This is a genomic window from bacterium (genome assembly GCA_020444325.1).
GTDB lineage: Bacteria > Bacteroidota > Ignavibacteria > SZUA-365 > SZUA-365 > BM516.
This window is the reverse complement of record JAHLLD010000005.1, coordinates 225,745-244,352: the sequence shown is the minus strand read 5'-3', so window position 1 is coordinate 244,352 and position 18,608 is coordinate 225,745. Positions and strand designations below refer to the sequence as shown.

At 57.0% G+C, this 18,608-nt stretch carries 17 protein-coding genes; 10 read left to right on the top strand and 7 right to left on the bottom strand.

Annotated elements, in window-relative coordinates:
* Positions 1-142 precede the first annotated feature (142 nt).
* From KQI65_09090 to guaD, 4 genes are all read left to right on the top strand, one after another.
* The gene (locus KQI65_09090; GenBank protein MCB2204894.1) at positions 143-1,483 is read left to right on the top strand and encodes a T9SS type A sorting domain-containing protein; all 1,341 of its coding nucleotides are present in this window, start codon (positions 143-145) and stop codon (positions 1,481-1,483) included.
* Between the two features lie 82 nt (positions 1,484-1,565).
* The gene (dut, locus tag KQI65_09085) at positions 1,566-2,027 is read left to right on the top strand and encodes a dUTP diphosphatase (protein MCB2204893.1); all 462 of its coding nucleotides are present in this window, start codon (positions 1,566-1,568) and stop codon (positions 2,025-2,027) included.
* A 42-nt stretch (positions 2,028-2,069) separates the two neighbouring features.
* The gene (locus KQI65_09080) at positions 2,070-2,780 is read left to right on the top strand and encodes a sulfite exporter TauE/SafE family protein (GenBank protein MCB2204892.1); all 711 of its coding nucleotides are present in this window, start codon (positions 2,070-2,072) and stop codon (positions 2,778-2,780) included.
* 1 nt (position 2,781) lies between these two features.
* The gene (gene guaD / locus KQI65_09075) at positions 2,782-4,047 is read left to right on the top strand and encodes a guanine deaminase (GenBank protein MCB2204891.1); all 1,266 of its coding nucleotides are present in this window, start codon (positions 2,782-2,784) and stop codon (positions 4,045-4,047) included.
* A 31-nt stretch (positions 4,048-4,078) separates the two neighbouring features.
* Here guaD and KQI65_09070 read toward each other — a convergent pair whose 3' ends face one another.
* From KQI65_09070 to hypA, 4 genes are all read right to left on the bottom strand, one after another.
* Positions 4,079-4,450: a VOC family protein gene (locus tag KQI65_09070; protein MCB2204890.1), complete on the bottom strand. Its 372-nt coding sequence runs from the start codon at positions 4,448-4,450 to the stop codon at positions 4,079-4,081.
* A gap of 38 nt (positions 4,451-4,488) precedes the next feature.
* A complete protein-coding gene (locus KQI65_09065) occupies positions 4,489-6,912 on the bottom strand; it encodes a TonB-dependent receptor (GenBank protein MCB2204889.1) in 2,424 nt (807 codons plus the stop codon).
* A gap of 148 nt (positions 6,913-7,060) precedes the next feature.
* Positions 7,061-7,933, bottom strand: a complete 873-nt coding sequence (gene hypB, locus KQI65_09060; protein MCB2204888.1) for a hydrogenase nickel incorporation protein HypB — start codon at positions 7,931-7,933, stop codon at positions 7,061-7,063.
* A gap of 21 nt (positions 7,934-7,954) precedes the next feature.
* Positions 7,955-8,299 carry a hydrogenase maturation nickel metallochaperone HypA gene (gene hypA, locus KQI65_09055; GenBank protein MCB2204887.1) on the bottom strand — a complete coding sequence of 115 codons (345 nt, stop codon included), beginning with the start codon at positions 8,297-8,299 and terminating at the stop codon, positions 7,955-7,957.
* A gap of 150 nt (positions 8,300-8,449) precedes the next feature.
* On the opposite strand from hypA, the gene KQI65_09050 reads away from it, so the two are divergent.
* The 6 genes from KQI65_09050 (at position 8,450) to KQI65_09025 (ending at position 15,288) form a co-directional block, all read left to right on the top strand.
* Complete coding sequence (locus KQI65_09050) at positions 8,450-9,628, top strand: DMT family transporter (GenBank protein ID MCB2204886.1); 1,179 nt, start codon at positions 8,450-8,452, stop codon at positions 9,626-9,628.
* 243 nt (positions 9,629-9,871) lie between these two features.
* Positions 9,872-11,107 (top strand): ABC transporter permease, encoded by a 1,236-nt coding sequence (locus KQI65_09045; GenBank protein ID MCB2204885.1) that lies wholly within the window; start codon positions 9,872-9,874, stop codon positions 11,105-11,107.
* A 135-nt stretch (positions 11,108-11,242) separates the two neighbouring features.
* Entirely contained in the window at positions 11,243-11,695 is a 453-nt protein-coding gene (locus tag KQI65_09040; GenBank protein MCB2204884.1) for a carboxypeptidase-like regulatory domain-containing protein, read from the top strand.
* Positions 11,696-11,967: 272 nt separating this feature from the next.
* Entirely contained in the window at positions 11,968-13,221 is a 1,254-nt protein-coding gene (gene pepT / locus KQI65_09035; protein MCB2204883.1) for a peptidase T, read from the top strand.
* Positions 13,222-13,233: 12 nt separating this feature from the next.
* Positions 13,234-13,596 (top strand): carboxymuconolactone decarboxylase family protein, encoded by a 363-nt coding sequence (locus tag KQI65_09030; GenBank protein MCB2204882.1) that lies wholly within the window; start codon positions 13,234-13,236, stop codon positions 13,594-13,596.
* A gap of 243 nt (positions 13,597-13,839) precedes the next feature.
* Positions 13,840-15,288 carry a PQQ-dependent sugar dehydrogenase gene (locus KQI65_09025; GenBank protein ID MCB2204881.1) on the top strand — a complete coding sequence of 483 codons (1,449 nt, stop codon included), beginning with the start codon at positions 13,840-13,842 and terminating at the stop codon, positions 15,286-15,288.
* 54 nt (positions 15,289-15,342) lie between these two features.
* Here KQI65_09025 and KQI65_09020 read toward each other — a convergent pair whose 3' ends face one another.
* The 3 genes from KQI65_09020 to KQI65_09010 form a co-directional block, all read right to left on the bottom strand.
* On the bottom strand, positions 15,343-15,510 hold the full coding sequence (locus tag KQI65_09020; GenBank protein ID MCB2204880.1) for a hypothetical protein: 168 nt from the start codon (positions 15,508-15,510) through the stop codon (positions 15,343-15,345).
* 33 nt (positions 15,511-15,543) lie between these two features.
* On the bottom strand, positions 15,544-17,157 hold the full coding sequence (locus KQI65_09015) for a hypothetical protein (protein MCB2204879.1): 1,614 nt from the start codon (positions 17,155-17,157) through the stop codon (positions 15,544-15,546).
* Between the two features lie 78 nt (positions 17,158-17,235).
* On the bottom strand, positions 17,236-18,606 hold the full coding sequence (locus tag KQI65_09010) for a sigma-54 dependent transcriptional regulator (protein MCB2204878.1): 1,371 nt from the start codon (positions 18,604-18,606) through the stop codon (positions 17,236-17,238).
* Between the last annotated feature and the right edge of the window lie 2 nt (positions 18,607-18,608).

Below are 18,608 nucleotides of genomic sequence, written 5' to 3'. Positions count from 1 at the left end.
GTGCAGGCGGGGTACCATGAATTGCCGTTGACAGGGGACAAGGTGTTTTCTATTTTGCTTCATTGCACGCAGAGCATATTCGAAGCCGGCGGCCATTGCCGTTACGCCGGATATTCATCGTTGTACGGAGGTTGAGACGCCTATGAAACTCACATTGATTGCGGCCGTGATTTTTCTGCTTCCGGCGGTAACGCTGTCCCAGGAACAGGCATCCGGAAATACGGATCAGCCGTTCCGCGAGGGAGTTTCCAGATTGGCAGATAATTCGCCGTTCTCGCATCTCGCGACCGAAAGCTTCGCCAAGTCCGCGCAGCTGCCTTTTATCTGTCCCTACTTCATCTATTACCAGAATGATGTGTCCGCGACGAATTATTTTTATTCCGAGACGGGACCCAATACGTCGGAATGGGCGATGTTCGTTCCCGTCCCCCCCACCACCACGCAGGCCAAGGTCTGCACGGTGTGGACGGTAAAGATTGATTTTGAACTGCTGAATGCCCCTGTCACATCCAAAGACACCATTCGCTTTTTCGTGCGCAAGGGCACCTCTCCCTACAACACGGTTTACAGCACGTATTTCATTGCACATACCGGCAGGAATTACGGTTACTTCGAAATCGATCCTCCCGTGGTCCCTCCCTTCAACGTGCGTCCCATTGTCCAGAATCCCGTCCCCAGTCTCCTGATCGGCTATCAGGTCAAGGTGGACACCGGGCATGTCGTGAAATACCGTTTCACGACGCCAAGTCAGTACAGCACGGGGAATGGACATAGTTTCAAGTTCACTTCTCCAACAGCTATCGTCCCGGCATCCACCGCCATCGGCGTCAGTGCCGATATGGTGATGGAGGCACGGATTTGCTGCGACAAATGGATCCCCGTGGAGCTGAGCAATTTCAATGCTTCCGCCATCGATAACGTTGTCAATCTGCGATGGCGTACCGAGACGGAAACCAACAATTTCCACTTCGAGATCCTGCGTGCACAGTCCAAGGAAGGACCCTGGGAATCGCGGGGCTTCGTCCATGGCTACGGAACTTCGATGGAACCGCATGATTACAGCTATGTGGATATTCCATCCGCACAGGACCGAGCTGAAGGTATTGCGCCGGTCTACTGGTACAGACTCAGGCAGACGGATTTCGACGGCAGCACCTATGACTATGCCGCCGTGCAGGTGCACATGACGGATCTTTCCGATGCCCGGTTCGAGCTGCAGTCCGCGTTCCCGAATCCCCTCAACCTTTCCGTAACTGACAATGCACACTTCCGTTACAGCATGCCGCGACAGGCGCATGTGCGCATCAGCGTGCATGACATGCTGGGACGCGAGATCGCCCTCGTCACCGATTACGTGCAGGATGCAGGGGTGCATGAGGCAGCCTGGTATCCCGGCAACGAGGTGCTGCGCAGTGGGAATTACTTCGTGCGTTTCCAGGTCGAAGGCAGGACGCTCACACAGAAAATCGCCGTCGTGCGCTAATCGGCAGAAGTCCCATTTTCTCCGTATTTTTGAAGGCCGGTGCATGCACCGGCCTTTTCTCTGTACCGAATGACAGGATAAAATGACGCAGCAGCATATTTCCGTTCGTATCACCCGTGTGCAGGACGGTTTCGACGACATCCCCCTCCCCTCCTACGCCACCGAACAATCTGCAGGTGTGGATCTTCGCGCGGCCATTGAGGAGCAGCTTGAGCTGCATCCCGGCGATATCGTAGCAGTACCGACAAACCTTGCCATAGAGCTTCCCGCTGATTACGAGGCGCAGGTGCGTCCCAGGAGCGGACTCGCGCTCAAGCACGGACTCATTCTCCCGAACAGTCCGGGCACCATTGATGCCGACTACCGTGGCGAGATACGCGTCATCATGTCCAACATCAGCAAGAAGCCGTACACGATACAGCGCGGGGAGCGCATTGCGCAGCTGATCGTGGCGCCGGTCACACAGGTACAGTGGGAAGAAGTTCCGTCACTCAACGACACGCAGCGCGGCGCAGGCGGCTTCGGCCACAGCGGCACGCACTGACATATTTGGATCAAGCATGCGGCGCAGAGCCGCCCGAAAACCATGAATGAAAGTATCTGGCTTCTAACAGGGACCGCTGCCTCCATCGGCTTCATCCATACATTGATCGGTCCCGATCACTACCTGCCCTTCATCATGATGTCGCAGGCGCAGAAATGGTCGCAGCGCAAGACCATGTTCATCACCTTTCTCTGCGGCATCGGACACGTTCTTTCCTCCGTCCTTCTCGGCTTTGCCGGCGTACTCTTCGGCGTCGCCCTGCATAAACTCGAATTCATCGAGGGTGTGCGTGGGGAATTCGCTGCCTGGGTCCTTATCGCTTTCGGTATCATTTACGGGCTCTGGGGATTGAAGGTCGCGATGAAAGGCCGTATGCATGTTCATGAACATGAGCACGAAGACGGCACCGTGCATCAGCACGAGCACACCCATCTCTTCGCGCGAAAATCGCATCGCAGCAGTCATCACAAAACCATGACGACCTGGGCGCTGTTCACCATTTTCGTCCTCGGTCCCTGCGAACCCCTGATCCCCATCCTCATGTATCCCGCCGCGCAGGAAAGCAGTTTCGGCATCCTGCTCGTCTCCACCGTGTTCGGCATCGTCACCATCACCACGATGATGGGCATGGTATGGCTGGTCAGTCACGGCATCGCCCGGCTTCCGCTCAAAACGATGGAACGCTATACGCATGCCATTGCGGGTGGCATTATCGCTTCGAGCGGACTCGCCATACAGGTGTTCGGATTGTAACATGAATGCTCCCTTCCGCATCCACGCCCCGGTAGTGACTCCGCTTGCGCGGGATCGCATCGCCTGGCATCCGCATGGTGCGGTTGTGGTAAGCGCTGAAGGACGCATACTCTACTGCGGGGACGAGGTCCAGCTGCCCGAAGAATTCTCCGCATTACCCGAGCAGCGCAGCGCACACGTCCTGCTCCCGGGCTTCGTCGATGCGCATGTGCATCTGCCGCAGTTCGACTGTCGCGGGAAATTCGGAGCAACACTGCTCGAGTGGCTCGACCGTTTCATTTACCCCGAAGAACTGCGCTTCGCCGACGATGCCGTCGCACGCGATGTCGCGCAACGCTTCTTCGCGGAACTCAGGCAATCCGGCACCACCACCGCCATGGTATACGGCACCGTCCACCCTTCAGCAACGCATATTGCCTTCGAGGAAGCCGAACGGGCGGGAATACGCGTCATTCTCGGCAATGTGCTGATGGACAGGCACGCCCCCGAAGAACTGCTGCTGGATGCGGACAGCGCGCTCAGGGCGTCGGAAGAAATCATCGAGCGCTGGCATCGCAAAACCACGAAACTCGCCTACGCCATCACTCCCCGTTTCGCCCCCACCTGTTCTCCCGAACTGCTGGCGGGTGCGGCCCAGCTGGCGCATAAGCACGACACCTATGTGCAGACGCATCTGAATGAAACCCCTGCCGAAATTGCGCGCGTGAAGGAGCTGTTTCCCGGCGCCGCACATTACACGGATGTGTATCGCCAGGCCGGACTCCTCTCCTCCCGCACCGTGCTCGGACACAACCTCCACACCGATGAGGCGCAGATGCGGCAGCTGCAGGAGCATGACTGCTCCGTCGCGCACTGCCCGGATTCAAATCTGTTTCTCGGAAGCGGCCGCTTCCCGCTGGAGCTGCATGAGGCGTCCGGACTGCGTGTCGGACTCGGTTCCGACGTCGGCGCAGGCACCACCGTAAGCATGTTCCATATCATGCGAGCAATGTCATACGTACAGGCGCGCAGTCTTCACCCCTTCCTGCCCCTGTATCACGCCACACTCGGCGGCGCGAACGCGCTCGGACTCTCTGATGACATCGGCAGTCTGCAGCCCGGGAAATATGCCGACATGATCAGCGTCGAAGTCGAAAGGAAATTCGGCCGCGGGAAAGCGTTGGCGGAATTGTCCGACGTCGAAATCGCATCCGCCCTGGTGTATCGCGCACATGACACTGCCGTTCGCGCAACCTGGAGCGCGGGCGAACAGATTTACGCCAGCTGATCTTTCCCCGGGAACATACTGTGTGCAGTCGTCAGACGTGCTGATCGAAGAGGATGGGATTGCCATCCGGGTCGAACAGCATGAAGCTCGCCGGACCGCTTCCGCTTTCGTCCGCCTCCACCGCTAAATCAACGCCCTCGGATTTCAGCTTCTGCTGCAGGACGCGGATATCGGTGAATCCCTCCACCGTCTGCGCATTGCTGTCCCACCCCGGATTAAACGTGAGCGTGTTCTTTTCGAACATGCCCTGAAACAGTCCAATCACCACCTCCCCGTTTTTCATGATCAGCCAGTTCTGCGTGATGTCTCCACCGAACGTGCTGAAACCGAGTCTCTCGTAAAACGCCTTCGAAGCGTGTATATCCTTCACCGCCAGGCTGACGGAAAAATTGCCGAGCTGCATAGCTGTCCTTTCCATGTGAGTGACGAAAAGGCAGAATATTAAAAGCTCGCCCGAAGCGCAAGTACAAGATTGCGTCCCGCGGCGCTCACGCCGGAGGAGAAGGGACGGTAGTGCTCGTCGAGAATGTTTTCGACGGCGGCGTTGATCTGGAATAGTTCACTCAGCTGATACGAAGTCTGCACGTTCAGCGTCATCCACGCAGGTGTGCCGTGCACGGTGGCGTCTTCCTGGTTGTCCTCGCCCGTCGGTGAATACTCGGTGATATGTTTCCACCCGTTGTAGCGGAGGGAAAAGGCCGCCCTGAAGCGGTTGTCGCGGAACAGCAGTCGCGTCTCCCCGAACACCGGTGCGATTCCCGCGAGTGGGACATCCTCCGACAGATCTCGTCCGTACGTCCATGTCAGCGACGACTTCAACGAGAACGCAGCGGTAATATCCGCATACAGGCTGATGCTGCTGCCGTAGATATGCGCCTCCGCCGCATTTACGTTCGCCCGCACCTGGCTCAGCACGCCATCGTACATGATGGAATCCTGCCCGTTGAAACGGAAGTCCCTCCGCACGACGGCATCGGTCAGCAGCGTGTACCAGCCTACGACATGCAGATGAACGTTGGAAGCCAGCGCCTGCTCGATGCCGAGTTCTGCGTTCCAGGCGTACTCGGGGGAGAGATCAGGGTTGGGAACGACGACGCTTCCGGGTGTGGAATCGAACACCTTTCCGACATCGTCGACATTGGGCGCGCGGAAGCCTGAAGAAAGGTTTGCGTTGATGGTGAGATCGGGTTCGGGATGAAACACGAGTCCAAGCGACCCATTGAGCGCGCCGGTGTTCACCACCAGTTCGTCAAAGGGAAAATCGTAAAACTCCTTGCTCACGAATTTCGAAGTGAGCAGTACGCGGGAGTAGCGCATGCCGCTGCTGAGCGTCCACGCCTGCGCGAAACGCCAGCGCCAGGTCGCGTATGCAGCAAAGGTGCTCATCGTACTGCCACCGTCGGGATAGCGGGATGACGTCGCACGCTGTGCGCCTGTTTCGATATCCACGATATATCCCTGCGACGCGGCATCATTGTACACGGCCTCCGCTCCGTAAAACAGCTGATGGGAATCATCCCTGTCGAATTTCAGGTTCGCATCGATATTGATCGATGCGACGCTGACATCCTCCTCGCGGTGCCTCTCATCAGCGCTACCGAAAGAGCGATCGATGCGGTCCTCATCGAACTGCTGCCAGGCACCGACGATGCGCAGCTGATCGTACAATGCAGTGGCACTGTTCAATTCCGCCGTGAGCGAATGCAGCATCCACGTTTGCGGACCGTACTTCCATTCCGCAAAGCGCAGCGAACCATTGCGGTATTCCGACAGGCGATCGTAGCGGGGAATGTCGGAGCTGTTACTGTAGTGGAAGCCGTATGTGAAGCTGGTGAGGGCATCAGGACTGTAGCGCAGCTTCTGCAGCATGTTGACCTGGCTGTAGCCGGTGAACTTCTGCACGTTGGGATTGTCGTTCTGCACGATGATATCTTCATCGCTGATGCGCTGGACATACTCGAAGCGCTTTCCCCAGTCCGAATAAAACGGATTGTGGATATTTCCCGAGCGCATATCCCCGTAGTCATTGAAAGTCAGACTGGTCACGGAAGCGAAGCGGCTGAAGCCGAGGTTGAAATCGACATGCCCGGTTTTCTCAAGGTTCGCCATGGCATAGCGCACGAAACTGTGTCCCGTGATTTCGGATTCGTCGCTTGCGCCCAGGCGCGGAGAGAGCGTGTGGAAATCCATTACCCCTCCCAGCGCATCACTGCCGTAAATGACCGAACCCGGACCGAACAGCACTTCCGCATCCTCGAGATTTGCAGGGTCGAGCAGAATCACGTTCTGCAGGTGTCCCGCACGAAATATCGCATTGTTCATGCGCACACCGTCGACGACGATGAGCACCTTGTTCCCTTCGAAGCCCCTGAAATTGGGGCTGCCGCCACCCATCTGGCTTTTCTGCACGAACACACCGTTCAATGCTCCAAGCATATCCGCCGCCGTCTGCGGATTGCGGAATGCGATTTCACGTGGAGCGATCGTTTCGATATCGTTGGGAATATCCCTGCGTTTCTGTTCCCATTTGTTGGCGGAAACGACAACTTCATCGAGATTGAGAAGCCGCTCCGTCATCAGCACGCGTCCCGCCTTGCGCTCAATCTCCGCCAGCGTGGTGCGCAGAGGGAAGTAGGCGAGATGCTGCAGAACGAGCGTGTCGCCGGGTGTGGCCTGCTCCAGCATCGCGCGTCCTTTCGCATCGCTCAGCGTCGAGGTCCCGCTGCGGGTATTACGTACGGTGACATTATCGATGGGCTCGAGTGTTGTTTTCTCGAGCACGGTGATCTGCTGAGCAGACAGGATTGGAGCGAGAAACAGAAACAGTGCGACAACACAGGCGAAATGGCAGTGGCACGATTTCATCCGGACATCCTTTCCTTGATGATACTTCCCTTTCGATACAATGCCACCCTTTCAGTCGCTGTCCGCGGCCTTTACGCACCTTCCAAGGCCTCTACGCACCTTCCAAGGCCTTTACGCACCTTCCAAGGCCTTTACGCACCTGTGGATTCTACGCGCCGGCTGCGACCTGCTTTCGCAGCCAGTCGATCCACTCTGCCATGCCCTCGCCGGTTTTCACCGAGACTTCGATGAACTCGAGGTGATGGTTGACCTGCAGGGCGTATTCCTTCGCCTTCTCCAGGTCGTAATCGAGATGCGGCAGCAGGTCGATCTTGTTGATCACGCAGAGCTGCGAACTGCGGAACATGTTCGGATACTTCAGCGGTTTGTCCTCGCCCTCGGTCACACTCATGATGACCACACGACGGGCCTCGCCGAGATCGAAGAGAGACGGACAGACGAGATTGCCGACGTTCTCGATCATCAGTACGCTGTTCTCTTCCGGCTGCAGCTCACGCACCGCGCGCAGCACCATGTCGCTGTCGAGATGACAGCCGTTGCCGGTGTTAACCTGCACGACAGGTGCGCCAGCTTCACGAATACGGTTGGCGTCGTTCATCGTCTGCTGATCGCCTTCGATCACGGATACCGGCATTGAGCCCTGCAGTTCGCGGATGCTGCGTTCGAGCAACGAAGTCTTGCCGGAACCCGGACTGCTGACCAGGTTCAGCGCAAGAATATTCTTTGCCAGGAAATAGCCGCGGTTGCGTTCCGCCAGAAGATTGTTCTTCTGCAGGATGTCCGTTTCCACAGCAATACTGCGTCCCGCATCACCATGCTGGTGAGGATGTTCATGTGAATGATCATGCTCATGCGAATGATCATGGTCGTGATGATGATCATGTGCATGGTCATGATGGTGGTGATCGTGGCTATGTCCCCGGTGATCGTGGCTATGTTCGTGATGTTCGTGTTCTTCCGCGCCGGCGCGGCGAATTGTTACTGCTTCGTCTGGCTGTGTGCAGCCGCAAGTGTCACACATGATAGGTCCTTCGCTCTTGAATCATTCGTCAACAATAAGGGATTTGACGCGCAGTTCCTGACCCTGTATCGTCTCGGTATGAAACGCCGCGCAGGAGGGACAGGGGGAGAAGAAATCCTCGAGCAGGAATACTTCACCACAATCCTCACAACGGGCTTTCGCAGGAACGTCGATAATGGTCACCTTCGCTGCATGCAGCACCGTATCCTTTTTCACGGCATCGAGTGCGAAGGTCAGCGCGTCTATTTCAATACCGGAGAGTGTCCCTATTTCCAGCTCGATTTCCTTCACAGCCGTGACGCCTTCGCGTCCCGTATACTCATTCGCGATATCCAGTATCTGTTCGGCTATGGACAACTCGTGCATCAGGCGCACTCCACGGTTTCACATCATGTAAATTTACGAAAATGCCCCGTCACAAACAGTGGAATACGAATTCCAGATTGCAAATTCCAGATTGCAGGTTTCCACATCGTCCCCACGCTCGTTCATCGTCCCCACGCTCCGCGTGGGGACGTGGCATCCGAACGCTCCGCGTTCATTTCCTTTGACGAATCGCCGCAGAGCGGCGGTGGAATACGTCCCCACGCAGAGCGTGAGGACGATGAGTTTGTCATCTGCGATCTGCAATTTGAAATCTGTAATCTGTATTCTCCGTACATTGTGGCGATGAGATCGTCCGGGAACATAGATGTGCGCGTGCATGTGGCACTGTTGCTCGTGCAGGTGATATTCGGAGCGTTCAGCGTGTTCGGGAAGTATGTGCTGGGACATGTGGAGCCGCTGGCGCTGGCCGGGATGCGGGTGCTCTTCGCCGGTCCGATCATCATGCTGCTGGCGCTGCGCTTCGACGACGTGCGTCCGAAGGGCAGGGATTATCTCCGTCTCGCGATGCTGGGCTTTTTCGGCGTGTTCGCCAATCAGCTGCTGTTCATTACCGGACTCGATCACACCACCGCCACGAACGCGTCGATTCTCATGCCTTCGATCCCGGTGTTCACGGTCGGCGTGGCCATGATCATGGGAATCGAGCGCATCACCTGGCGTCGCAGCCTGGGTATCGGACTGGCGGTGGCGGGCGCACTGATCATGCTGCGTGTCACGCAGCTGTCGTTCAGTGAACAGACCGTGGTCGGCAACCTGATGGTACTGGTCAACTGTCTCAGCTACGCCGTATTTCTCGTGCTGGCGCGTCCCGTCCTGCTGCGCATTCCCCCGCTGACTGTCACGGCTTGGAGCTTCGTTTTCGGCGGCAGCGGCGTTCTTATCGTCGCCGCACCCGATCTGATCGCCGTTCCCTGGTCCGACCTTCCCTCGCTCGCGCTGCTGGGCATCGTGTACGTCGTCCTTTTCCCCACGCTGATCAACTACCTGCTCAATACCTGGGCAATCAAGCGCTCCTCGTCCACCCTCGTCGCCACCTACACCACGCTGCAGCCCGTGGTCGCTTCCACGCTCGCCGTCTTCCTGCTCGGAGAACAATTCGGCCTCCGTGAAGTGCTCGGTTTCATTCTTATCGTCGCCGGATTGCTCTGGATCACCTTCCGTTCCGCCGCTCCCGGAACCCCCGCTGCTCCCGGAACCCCCGCTGCTCCCGGAAACCCCGCTGCTCCCGGAAACCCCGCTGCTCCCGGAAACCCCGCTTCGCCGGGGAATCCTGCTTCGCCGGATAGATCGGCAATTCGAGAGAAATAATTTTCCTGCCCGGGCGAAACCTGTCCCCACTTGCTGCGTCTCATAAATGCGTTCGATGGCAGGTAGGCTGCCCTGATTATGCACATCCTGCATATCCCGACCGGCGATAATATGCAGTTTCTGCATATTTCGATGCGTGGAAATATGCAGAAACTGCATAATCCAGCTCTGGGGCCTCCGTTCTGTCTTGGGTGAGGGAAGCGTGTATGGTATATTGTGGTATTCGATTTTTCGGGATAGAGCATGCGTTCGATTGACATCACAGAAAGTATCGCCATGGCCTGGGCGGCCCTCAAGGCGAACAAGCTGCGCGCGTTTCTGACGCTGCTCGGCGTTGTGATTGGTGTCTTTTCCTTCATTGGCGTTATGACGGGCATCAGTGTGCTGCAGGACAGTATTGAATCCAGTTTCAACGTCCTCGGCTCCAACACCCTGCTGATACAGAAGTATCCCGCCATGTCGCACGGTCCGGGCGACCGCCAGAAGTACCGGAATCGAAAAGACATTACCATTGACCAGGGATATTACGTGCGCGACAAGAGTCGTCTGGCCTCCTACGTCAACGTGCAGGCGAACGACTGGGGTGGACTCGTCAAATACCGCAACCGGAAAACCAATCCCAACGTGCAGATCATCGGCGGCACACCCGAGATCATTTATACCACGAATCGTGATATGAAATTCGGGCGCGTCTTCAACGAGCAGGAACTGCAGTATGCGCGCAACGTCGCGGTACTCGGACAGGGCGTGGTTGATATGCTGTTTCCGAATGAATATCCTCTCGACAAGCAGGTGCGCGTCGATGGTGTTCCCATGCGCGTGATTGGCGTGGTCGAGCCCAAGGGCGGCATGTTCGGTGGCAATGCGGACAATTTCGTGCTGATGCCGCTGACTACGTTCTCGAACGAATACGGGAAGGCGCGACGTGTCAACATCCAGGCAAAGGCACCCAACCAGGATACCTACGACGCCATGACGGACGAGATTATCGGACTGCTGCGCGCCGTGCGCCGCGTGCAGCCCGGAGATGACAATGACTTTGAAATTGTCTCCAACGAATCCCTCATCTCCGAAGTCAACAGCCTGACCTTCCTGATTCGCGCCGGCACCGGCGCCGTTTCCGCCATTGCCCTGCTGGCTGCCGGCATCGGCATCATGAACATCATGCTGGTCTCCGTGAGCGAACGCACACGTGAAATCGGGGTACGCAAAGCCATCGGCGCCACCCGCCGCACCATACTCACCCAGTTCCTCATCGAAGCCGTCGTCATCTGCCAGATCGGCGGACTCATCGGGATCGCCATGGGACTTGGAGGCGGTAACATACTCGCCCTCATGCTCGACATCCCTCCCGTCCTGCCTATCGGCTGGGCGCTTCTCGGACTCGTCGTCACCTCGCTCATCGGCATCGCCTTCGGCGTCTACCCCGCCTGGAAAGCCTCTAACCTCGATCCCATCGAAGCCCTGCGCTACGAATAGCACACTGGCTGCAACAAAGAGCGTCCTCTAGGCAACCCAGCGCGCCCTGTAGCCCAGCGGCTCCTGTAACCCATCGCCTGCCAGCGTGTCCATACTACAGCCGCCATGACTTGAACCAACGCCACCGGAGGGACCATGCGCTATCTCATCATACTCCTCCTTCTCCCTGTATTCCTCCATGCACAGGAATACCGCATCAGCGGTGAAGTCGTAGACAAGATTACCCGCGAACCTATCATCGGCGCAAATGTCATCATTGAATACCACTCCATTTCCGACAGTTCATTTCGATATCCCGGAGCCGCTACTGGTGCAAACGGAGGATTTATTATCATTCTTAAAGAGACTGCGCTTCCACGCTTCCTGACCGTTAAAACAAGCTACATCGGCTACCGAAAATTAGAGTTTCTCATCGAAGTCGACAGCGCCACTTCATCAACTGATGTTGGCGCCATTGAGATCGAATCAACATACACTCGAGCGAGACGCGATATCGATCGTGTATATAAGCAACTGTTCAACAAGGATCATACAAATTTCCGATCCATGGTAACCTGGGAGGACATCAGGCGACTTCCAAACCTATGACAGGACCTTTCGTACCTCTCTCCCGGCCCCGCAACGCGGGGGCCCCACCCCTCCTCCGCGAAAATCCGTACGATCAGTGAGAATCCGGCCTGCCGCGGCGTAGTCCGAGCGTAGCGAGGACGAAGCCGGGTGTTCCCGCCCCCCTCTGTGAGAATCCGTCCCAATCCGTCAAATCTGTGTTCCCATTGATCGCACTCAGCCCCTTCCCCGAACTTCGAAATTTCCTATCTTACAGAATCTAGACAATCGTACACTTCACCAGAGGTTACCCCATGATTCCAGCCGACTACACGTACACCTGCGTCGAACGCTTCCTGCGCTATGTGAAATACGACACGCAGTCCGATGAAAACTCCGAGACCTTCCCCAGCACGGAAAAACAGAAAGTGCTCGGGGCGGACCTGGTCAAGGAACTGCAGTCGATGGGACTCACAGACGCTGAAATGGATGGCTACGGATATGTCATGGCCACCATCCCGGCGAATACCGATAAGTCCGATGTCCCGACCATCGGCTTTATCGCGCATATGGATACCTCTCCCGACGTTACGGGTGAAAACGTCAAGGCCGTGCTGCATGAGAATTACGACGGCAAGGACATCGTGCTGCCGGCGGATAACAGCATCGTCATCAGTGTTGCCGACAATCCGCTGCTGGCGGATAAAGTCGGAGAAACCATCATCACCGCTGACGGCACCACGCTGCTGGGAGCGGACAACAAGGCGGGCATCGCCGAGATTTTCGATGCGGCCCATTTTCTGCTCACGCATCCGGAAGTCAAACATGGCACCGTGCGCATCTGCATCACACCCGATGAGGAAGTCGGTCAGGGCGCGAAGTATTTCGATGTGCAGAAATTCGGCGCAAAGTATGCCTATACGGTGGATGGCGAGCAGCTCGGCACGATCGAGAATGAAACCTTCTGTGCCGATTCCCTCACCGTCGTGTTCGAGGGCGTAAGCATTCACCCGGGCTTTGCGAAAGACAGGCTGGTCAACAGCGTGAAAATGGCATCGCGCTTTATCGAGAAACTGCCGAAGGATTCGCTTTCGCCCGAGACCACGGAAAAGAAGGAGCCGTATGTGCACCCGCACACCATTGAAGGCGGCATTGAAACGACGACGATCAAATTCCTCCTGCGCGCCTTCACGGCGGAAGAACTGCGCGAGCAGGAAGCCTTTATCCGCCGCCTGGTGGACGAAACGGTCTCGGAATTCCCGAAGGGTTCGGCGGAAGTTACCGTACAGGAATCCTACCGCAACATGCGCTATGTGCTCGACGACCATCCCCAGGTCCTGGCCATGGCCGAGGAAGCGATGAAGCGCGCCGGCATCACGCCTGAAATCGGCAGCATCCGCGGCGGCACCGATGGTGCGCGCCTTTCGTACATGGGACTGCCCTGCCCGAACATCTTCGCCGGTGAGCACAGCTTCCACAGCAAGACGGAATGGGCCAGCGTGCAGGATATGGAGAAGGCCGTGCAGACCATCGTGAATATCGCGGCACTCTACGAAGAGAAAGCGTAACGGGACGGTCGCATGAGCAAAAACATCGCGGATACCCGCCTCTATCGCACGGAAATGAACGAGCGCATTCTCGGTGCGGGAATGAAAGAGTTCAACCGCTTCTTCGCACTCGATACCGGGGCGTACCGTGAAGGTGCGCTTCCGGTGAAGATGAAGGAGTTGATGGGACTCGTCGGTTCGATGGTACTGCGCTGTAACGACTGCATATTCTATCATCTCGACCGCTGCGTCACCGAAGGCGCAAGCAAGGAAGAGATCATGGAGGCCATGAACATAGCGCTGGTCATCGGTGGCAGCATTGTTATTCCGCACCTCCGCTACGGCTTCGAGATGCTCGATACGTTGCTTGATACGGCACAGGAGACGGGAGAGTGACCCTTCACTCCCTTTACTTTTGCAGTTGAATGTATTAGATTGATTGCGCCAATTGCTCTAATCTCGGCCCTCCCTACCGGGATTAGAATAAACGCTTGGTAACGCCCCCGCTCCCCGCTGGGGCGTTTTTTTATCCCAACCGCAGCGTAGCTCCCACGGAACCAGTCCTCCCTTTCGACTTGTTGTCTCAGAGTAACAAGAACAACGTGAACCGCACAGAACAATAACAAACGGAGACTCCGTATGCATCGTCGTTTCCTCATGGCGTTCGTGCTGATGCTCGGCATCACGGCAGCAGCGCGTGCGCAATTCCCGATAGAAAACGCTTTCCCTCAACTCGGTTTTAATCGTCCCGTCGACCTGCAGCATGCGGGTGACGGCAGTGACCGGCTGTTCGTCGTCGAGCAGGCGGGACGCATCTTCGTGTTTCCGAACGACCCTGAATCTGCGGAGGCGGATGTGTTCCTCGACATCCGGGCCCGCGTCAACGACGGTGGCAATGAAGAAGGTCTGCTCGGACTGGCCTTCCATCCCTCCTATGCCGAAAACGGGTACTTCTATGTGAACTATTCGGCCAGCAATCCCCGGCGCAATGTCATCGCGCGCTACAGCGTATCGGCCGACAATCCGAATGTCGCCGACCCGGAAAGCGAGACCGTACTGCTCAGCTTCGAGCAGCCGTTCAGCAATCATAATGGCGGACAACTCGCCTTTGGACCTGACGGTTATCTCTACATCGCAACCGGAGACGGTGGCTCGGGCGGAGATCCGCAAAACAACGGGCAGAATCGTTCGGTGCTGCTGGGGAAAATACTCCGCATCGATGTCGATAACAGCGGCGCGGGAATGCAATACGCGATTCCTGAGGATAATCCATTCGCCGGGAACAGCGAGGGCTGGGCTGAGGAGATCTATGCGTACGGATTGCGGAATCCGTGGCGCTTCAGCTTCGACCCGGAGACGGGGCGGCTGTGGGCCGGCGATGTCGGACAGAATAAATATGAGGAAGTCGATATTATCGAAAAGGGAAAAAACTACGGATGGCGTATCATGGAAGGCTTCGCCTGCTTCAATCCCTCATCAGGATGTGACCAGACGGGACTGGAGCTCCCCATCGTCGAATACGGCCGCAGCGAAGGCGCCTCGATTACAGGGGGATATGTCTACCGCGGCGAGAACGTACCTGAACTGAAGGGTCAATACGTTTATGCGGATTTCGTGTCGGGACGTATCTGGGGACTGACCTATAACGGTCCCGATGACGTGGAAAATGAGCTGCTGCTCGCCTCCAGTGAGAACATATCTTCATTCGGAGTCGACGAAAACGGTGAGCTGTACATTTGCAGTTTCGGTGGCGGCATCTTCCGATTCACGCCAACGGTCACCTCAACTAACGCCGCTCCGAACGGCATTCCTGAAGATGTTTTTCTTTCCTCGAGCTACCCCAGTCCGGCGCTGCGTGGCGCGGCCGATGCTGTTACGGTGCGTGTCGGACTCCCGGCGCAGCAGGAAATGCAGCTTGCGCTTTATGATACGCTGGGACGTCAGCTACGTGTCGTGGCGGAGGGACGCTTCGATGCCGGCACACATCGTTTCCGTATCGCAACAGCCGATCTGAGTCCCGGAGTATATATCTATGCACTGCGGTCAGAAGGCGTGCAGCTGAGCAAAAAGCTGCTCGTGATGGAATAATGACGCCAGTATGTTGTCACTTGCCCGTTCCCGGCGCTGCCGGGGGCGGGTTTCTCATTCCTTCTCGACTCCGGCTGGGGCATCGTCGCTGTTTTTCGCGATGTATACGTCCAGTGCACGGATAACCTTGCCCGCCATCCGCGCGAACAACGAAAATCCCCACACAGCAAATACCAGCGTCAGCACCGTGAAGATGAGTGTCGTGATTTCATTGAGCGACATAGTCTCTCCGGGATATTGGTACTATCATATTCTTCATTTTGCGTTTTCATCTGTTCTGCCAGCGGGGTTTTCAATTCCAGAGAGGGAATGCAGCCAGGCCTCAGCGCAGCGGATTCCATCGATGGCAGCGGAGGTGATGCCTCCGGCATATCCTGCTCCTTCACCCACAGGATACAGATTTGCATGCGTAAGTGACTGCAGTGATGTGGCGTCCCTTTCTATGCGATATGGAGCCGAGGTCCGGCTTTCGATACCGAACACCTGCGCCTGGCCCCCAGTCGCAAATCCCCGCATTTTTCTGTCGAAGGTACTGAAGCCGCGGCGAAGTCCATCGCTGACGAATTGCGGGAAGAGCGCATGCAGCGGTGCCGGTGCGACAGGGTTTACGCAGGATGAATCGCCCAGGGAACTGCTTGCGCTGCCGCTGAGAAAATCCTGCAGCCGCTGACCTGGCACCACGTGGCTCGACGATGGCGAATTCACCGCGGCTCGGAACTTCTCCTCCAACTCTCTCTGCAGTTGCAGTCCTGCATCGACACCGTCATATCCCGCCCTGCTCAGGTCCTGCGTGGAGACATTCACCACGATCGCGGCATTCGAAAATCTCCCGCTTTTCCGGTAGTTACTCATGCCATTGGTGACCACGCCTGTGGTATCGGAGCTGGCGTTGAGCACATAGCCTCCGGGACACATGCAGAACGAGTATACGGCGCGCTGTTCTTCCTTCCAGGTCTTCGCCAGCCGATACTGTGCGGTCTCGATGCCCGGATACTTCTCCGCGTAGTGTCGGCCGTACTGCATGCTGTTTACCACGGTCGCGGGATGCTCGACGCGCACACCGACGGCAAATTCCTTCAGACTCATTGCGACATCCTGCGCGCGCAGCAGGGTGTACACATCGCGAGCGGAATGTCCCGTCGCGAGGAAAAGGGCATCCACGCCGTCGATGCGTCCCTCCTCGGTCTCCACCGCGATGATATTCCCATTCCCCCCTGTCACGTATCCGGTAAACCGCGTGTTGTAGCGTATGTCGATGCCCCGACGCTGCATGTCATCGAGCATGCGCGTCATGCACTGGCGAATGCGGTTTGATCCGAGGTGGGGATTGTACAGGTAGCGGATGTCATCCGGTGCGCCGTAGTCCACGAAGGTCTGCATGACGAAGGGAATATATGGAGAGCGAATGCGCGTGATCAGCTTACCATCACTGTAGGTTCCTGCACCGCCTGCGCCGAAACAGATATTTGAGCGCGGATGCAGTTCCCCATGCTTCATGAAGCGGGCCATATCGCGAATGCGCTCACGCATCGGGGGACCCTGTTCAAGCAGGATGGGACGAAAACCATGCAGGTGCAGCCACCATGCGCAGAAAATGCCTCCGGGACCGCTGCCAACGACGAGGGGACGCTGCACCTCGGTCTGCGGTGCGAGTGCTGCCGCGCTGCCGTTGATTTGCGCACGCAGCTCGCGCACGGGGTCCTCCAGCTCCGTCGTCAGGGAATACTCCACTCGGATATTCCGGTGCTGACGGGCATCGATACTCCGCTTCAGGATGCGAAAGTCCGCACGGTGGCCGAGATGACGCCTGACAGCCTGCTCGAGATCCTGCTGCGTATGGTGATATGGAAGTGAAAGTTGAAATCGCATGAAATATCAAACGCTGCTGCGCAGCAGTATGGTGTCAGGGTATACTCTACGCAGCAGCGTTGTCCAGATGTGGCAGTGTCAGAGTTTTACGCCGTATTTCTCAATCAGCTTGTACAGCGTCGACCGGCTGATATCGAGTTCCCGTGCAGTCTGCGCGAGATTTCCACGGGATATCTCTATCGCGCGGCGCACGGCCTGTTCCTTGATGCGGTCGAGAGACACGATTTTGTCGTCGTGGAACAGGCGGCCTTCGGTTTCAAGCTCCATGGTGGCGTCCTTGAACGGATGTACCGTCACGGGAAGGTGCTGAAGGCTGACGATACCGCCTCCGCTGGCCAGCACGGCGGATTCAACTGTGGATTCGAGTTCGCGTACATTTCCGGGCCATGGGTAGTGGTACATGGCCTCGACGGCCTCACGGGAGAACCCACGCATTTTGAGCTTATGCTTTTCCGCAGTCTGCCGCAGATAATGCTCTGCCAGCCGCATGATATCCGCACCCCGCTCACGCAGCGGGGGCACGTGAATCGGATAGGATGCGAGCACGTAATACAGATCGCTACGGAATTCCTTGGTGCGTACCTTCTCTTTCAGATTTTCGCTTGAAGCCGCGACGAGCCGGAAATTGCTCCGGTATTCGGTACTTCCCCCGATACGGCGAAGCATTTTCCGCTGCATGGCTGTATGCAGTTCCAACTGCTGATCCGGTGTGAGTGCCGATATTTCGCTGATGTACACCGTGCCATTATGTGCTTCCTCCAGTGCGCCGATGCGCCGCTGTGCGGATTCCTGGCTTCCAGCTTCGAAACCGAACAGGGTCGCCCCGAGGTCCTCTTCCGGGATATTGGCGCAGGAGACCGTGATGAAGGGACCGGTTTTCCTCGGACTCGCCAGGTGAATTGCGCGAGCGACTTCATCTCTTCCACTGCCATTTTCACCGGTGAGCAGAACGGGAACTTCCTTCCCATGCAGTTTCTCGATCAGGCGCAGCACCAGCTGCATTTCACGTGAATCCGCAACGACATGCTCACTGTGAATATGTTCCTCAAGCTCTTCACGCAATCGCTGCGCTTCCTGTGACAGCACGGAGTAGCGAAGAGCGTTTTGCAGGGAAACTTCAAGACGTGAATAATCAATCGGCATGGTGAGTATATCAGCCGCTCCCGATACGCTGATATCCCTCGTGTTAACCTCGTCCTCCTCCGCCAGCAGAACGACAGGAAGCCACGGATGCTGCGTGCGCAGTTCCCTGAAAATATCTTCCCCATCCACCCCGGTGACGTTTCGTTCAAGCAGCGCGACGTCAGGAGGCGTGTCGAAGGCCCCCAGTGCTGCGTCTCCATTGGAAAACGTTTGAACATCGTAACCCCACGACTTCTGGAGTTTCTGCTGAACCGCTTTCCGGACGGAGTCTTCTTGCACGATCAAAAAAATGCGATGCTTGGCCATGG

Bases quoted from the DNA above. Each gene is read 5' to 3' on its own strand.
- KQI65_09010 (MCB2204878.1), bottom strand. From the start codon at position 18,606: ATGGCCAAGCATCGCATTTTTTTGATCGTGCAAGAAGACTCCGTCCGG.
- KQI65_09030 (MCB2204882.1), top strand. From the start codon at position 13,234: ATGAGCAAAAACATCGCGGATACCCGCCTCTATCGCACGGAAATGAAC.
- KQI65_09040 (MCB2204884.1), top strand. From the start codon at position 11,243: ATGCGCTATCTCATCATACTCCTCCTTCTCCCTGTATTCCTCCATGCA.
- KQI65_09090 (MCB2204894.1), top strand. From the start codon at position 143: ATGAAACTCACATTGATTGCGGCCGTGATTTTTCTGCTTCCGGCGGTA.
- dut (MCB2204893.1), top strand. From the start codon at position 1,566: ATGACGCAGCAGCATATTTCCGTTCGTATCACCCGTGTGCAGGACGGT.
- hypA (MCB2204887.1), bottom strand. From the start codon at position 8,299: ATGCACGAGTTGTCCATAGCCGAACAGATACTGGATATCGCGAATGAG.
- KQI65_09020 (MCB2204880.1), bottom strand. From the start codon at position 15,510: ATGTCGCTCAATGAAATCACGACACTCATCTTCACGGTGCTGACGCTG.
- KQI65_09025 (MCB2204881.1), top strand. From the start codon at position 13,840: ATGCATCGTCGTTTCCTCATGGCGTTCGTGCTGATGCTCGGCATCACG.
- KQI65_09065 (MCB2204889.1), bottom strand. From the start codon at position 6,912: ATGAAATCGTGCCACTGCCATTTCGCCTGTGTTGTCGCACTGTTTCTG.
- KQI65_09080 (MCB2204892.1), top strand. From the start codon at position 2,070: ATGAATGAAAGTATCTGGCTTCTAACAGGGACCGCTGCCTCCATCGGC.
- hypB (MCB2204888.1), bottom strand. From the start codon at position 7,933: ATGTGTGACACTTGCGGCTGCACACAGCCAGACGAAGCAGTAACAATT.
- KQI65_09015 (MCB2204879.1), bottom strand. From the start codon at position 17,157: ATGCGATTTCAACTTTCACTTCCATATCACCATACGCAGCAGGATCTC.
- KQI65_09070 (MCB2204890.1), bottom strand. From the start codon at position 4,450: ATGCAGCTCGGCAATTTTTCCGTCAGCCTGGCGGTGAAGGATATACAC.
- KQI65_09045 (MCB2204885.1), top strand. From the start codon at position 9,872: ATGCGTTCGATTGACATCACAGAAAGTATCGCCATGGCCTGGGCGGCC.
- guaD (MCB2204891.1), top strand. From the start codon at position 2,782: ATGAATGCTCCCTTCCGCATCCACGCCCCGGTAGTGACTCCGCTTGCG.
- pepT (MCB2204883.1), top strand. From the start codon at position 11,968: ATGATTCCAGCCGACTACACGTACACCTGCGTCGAACGCTTCCTGCGC.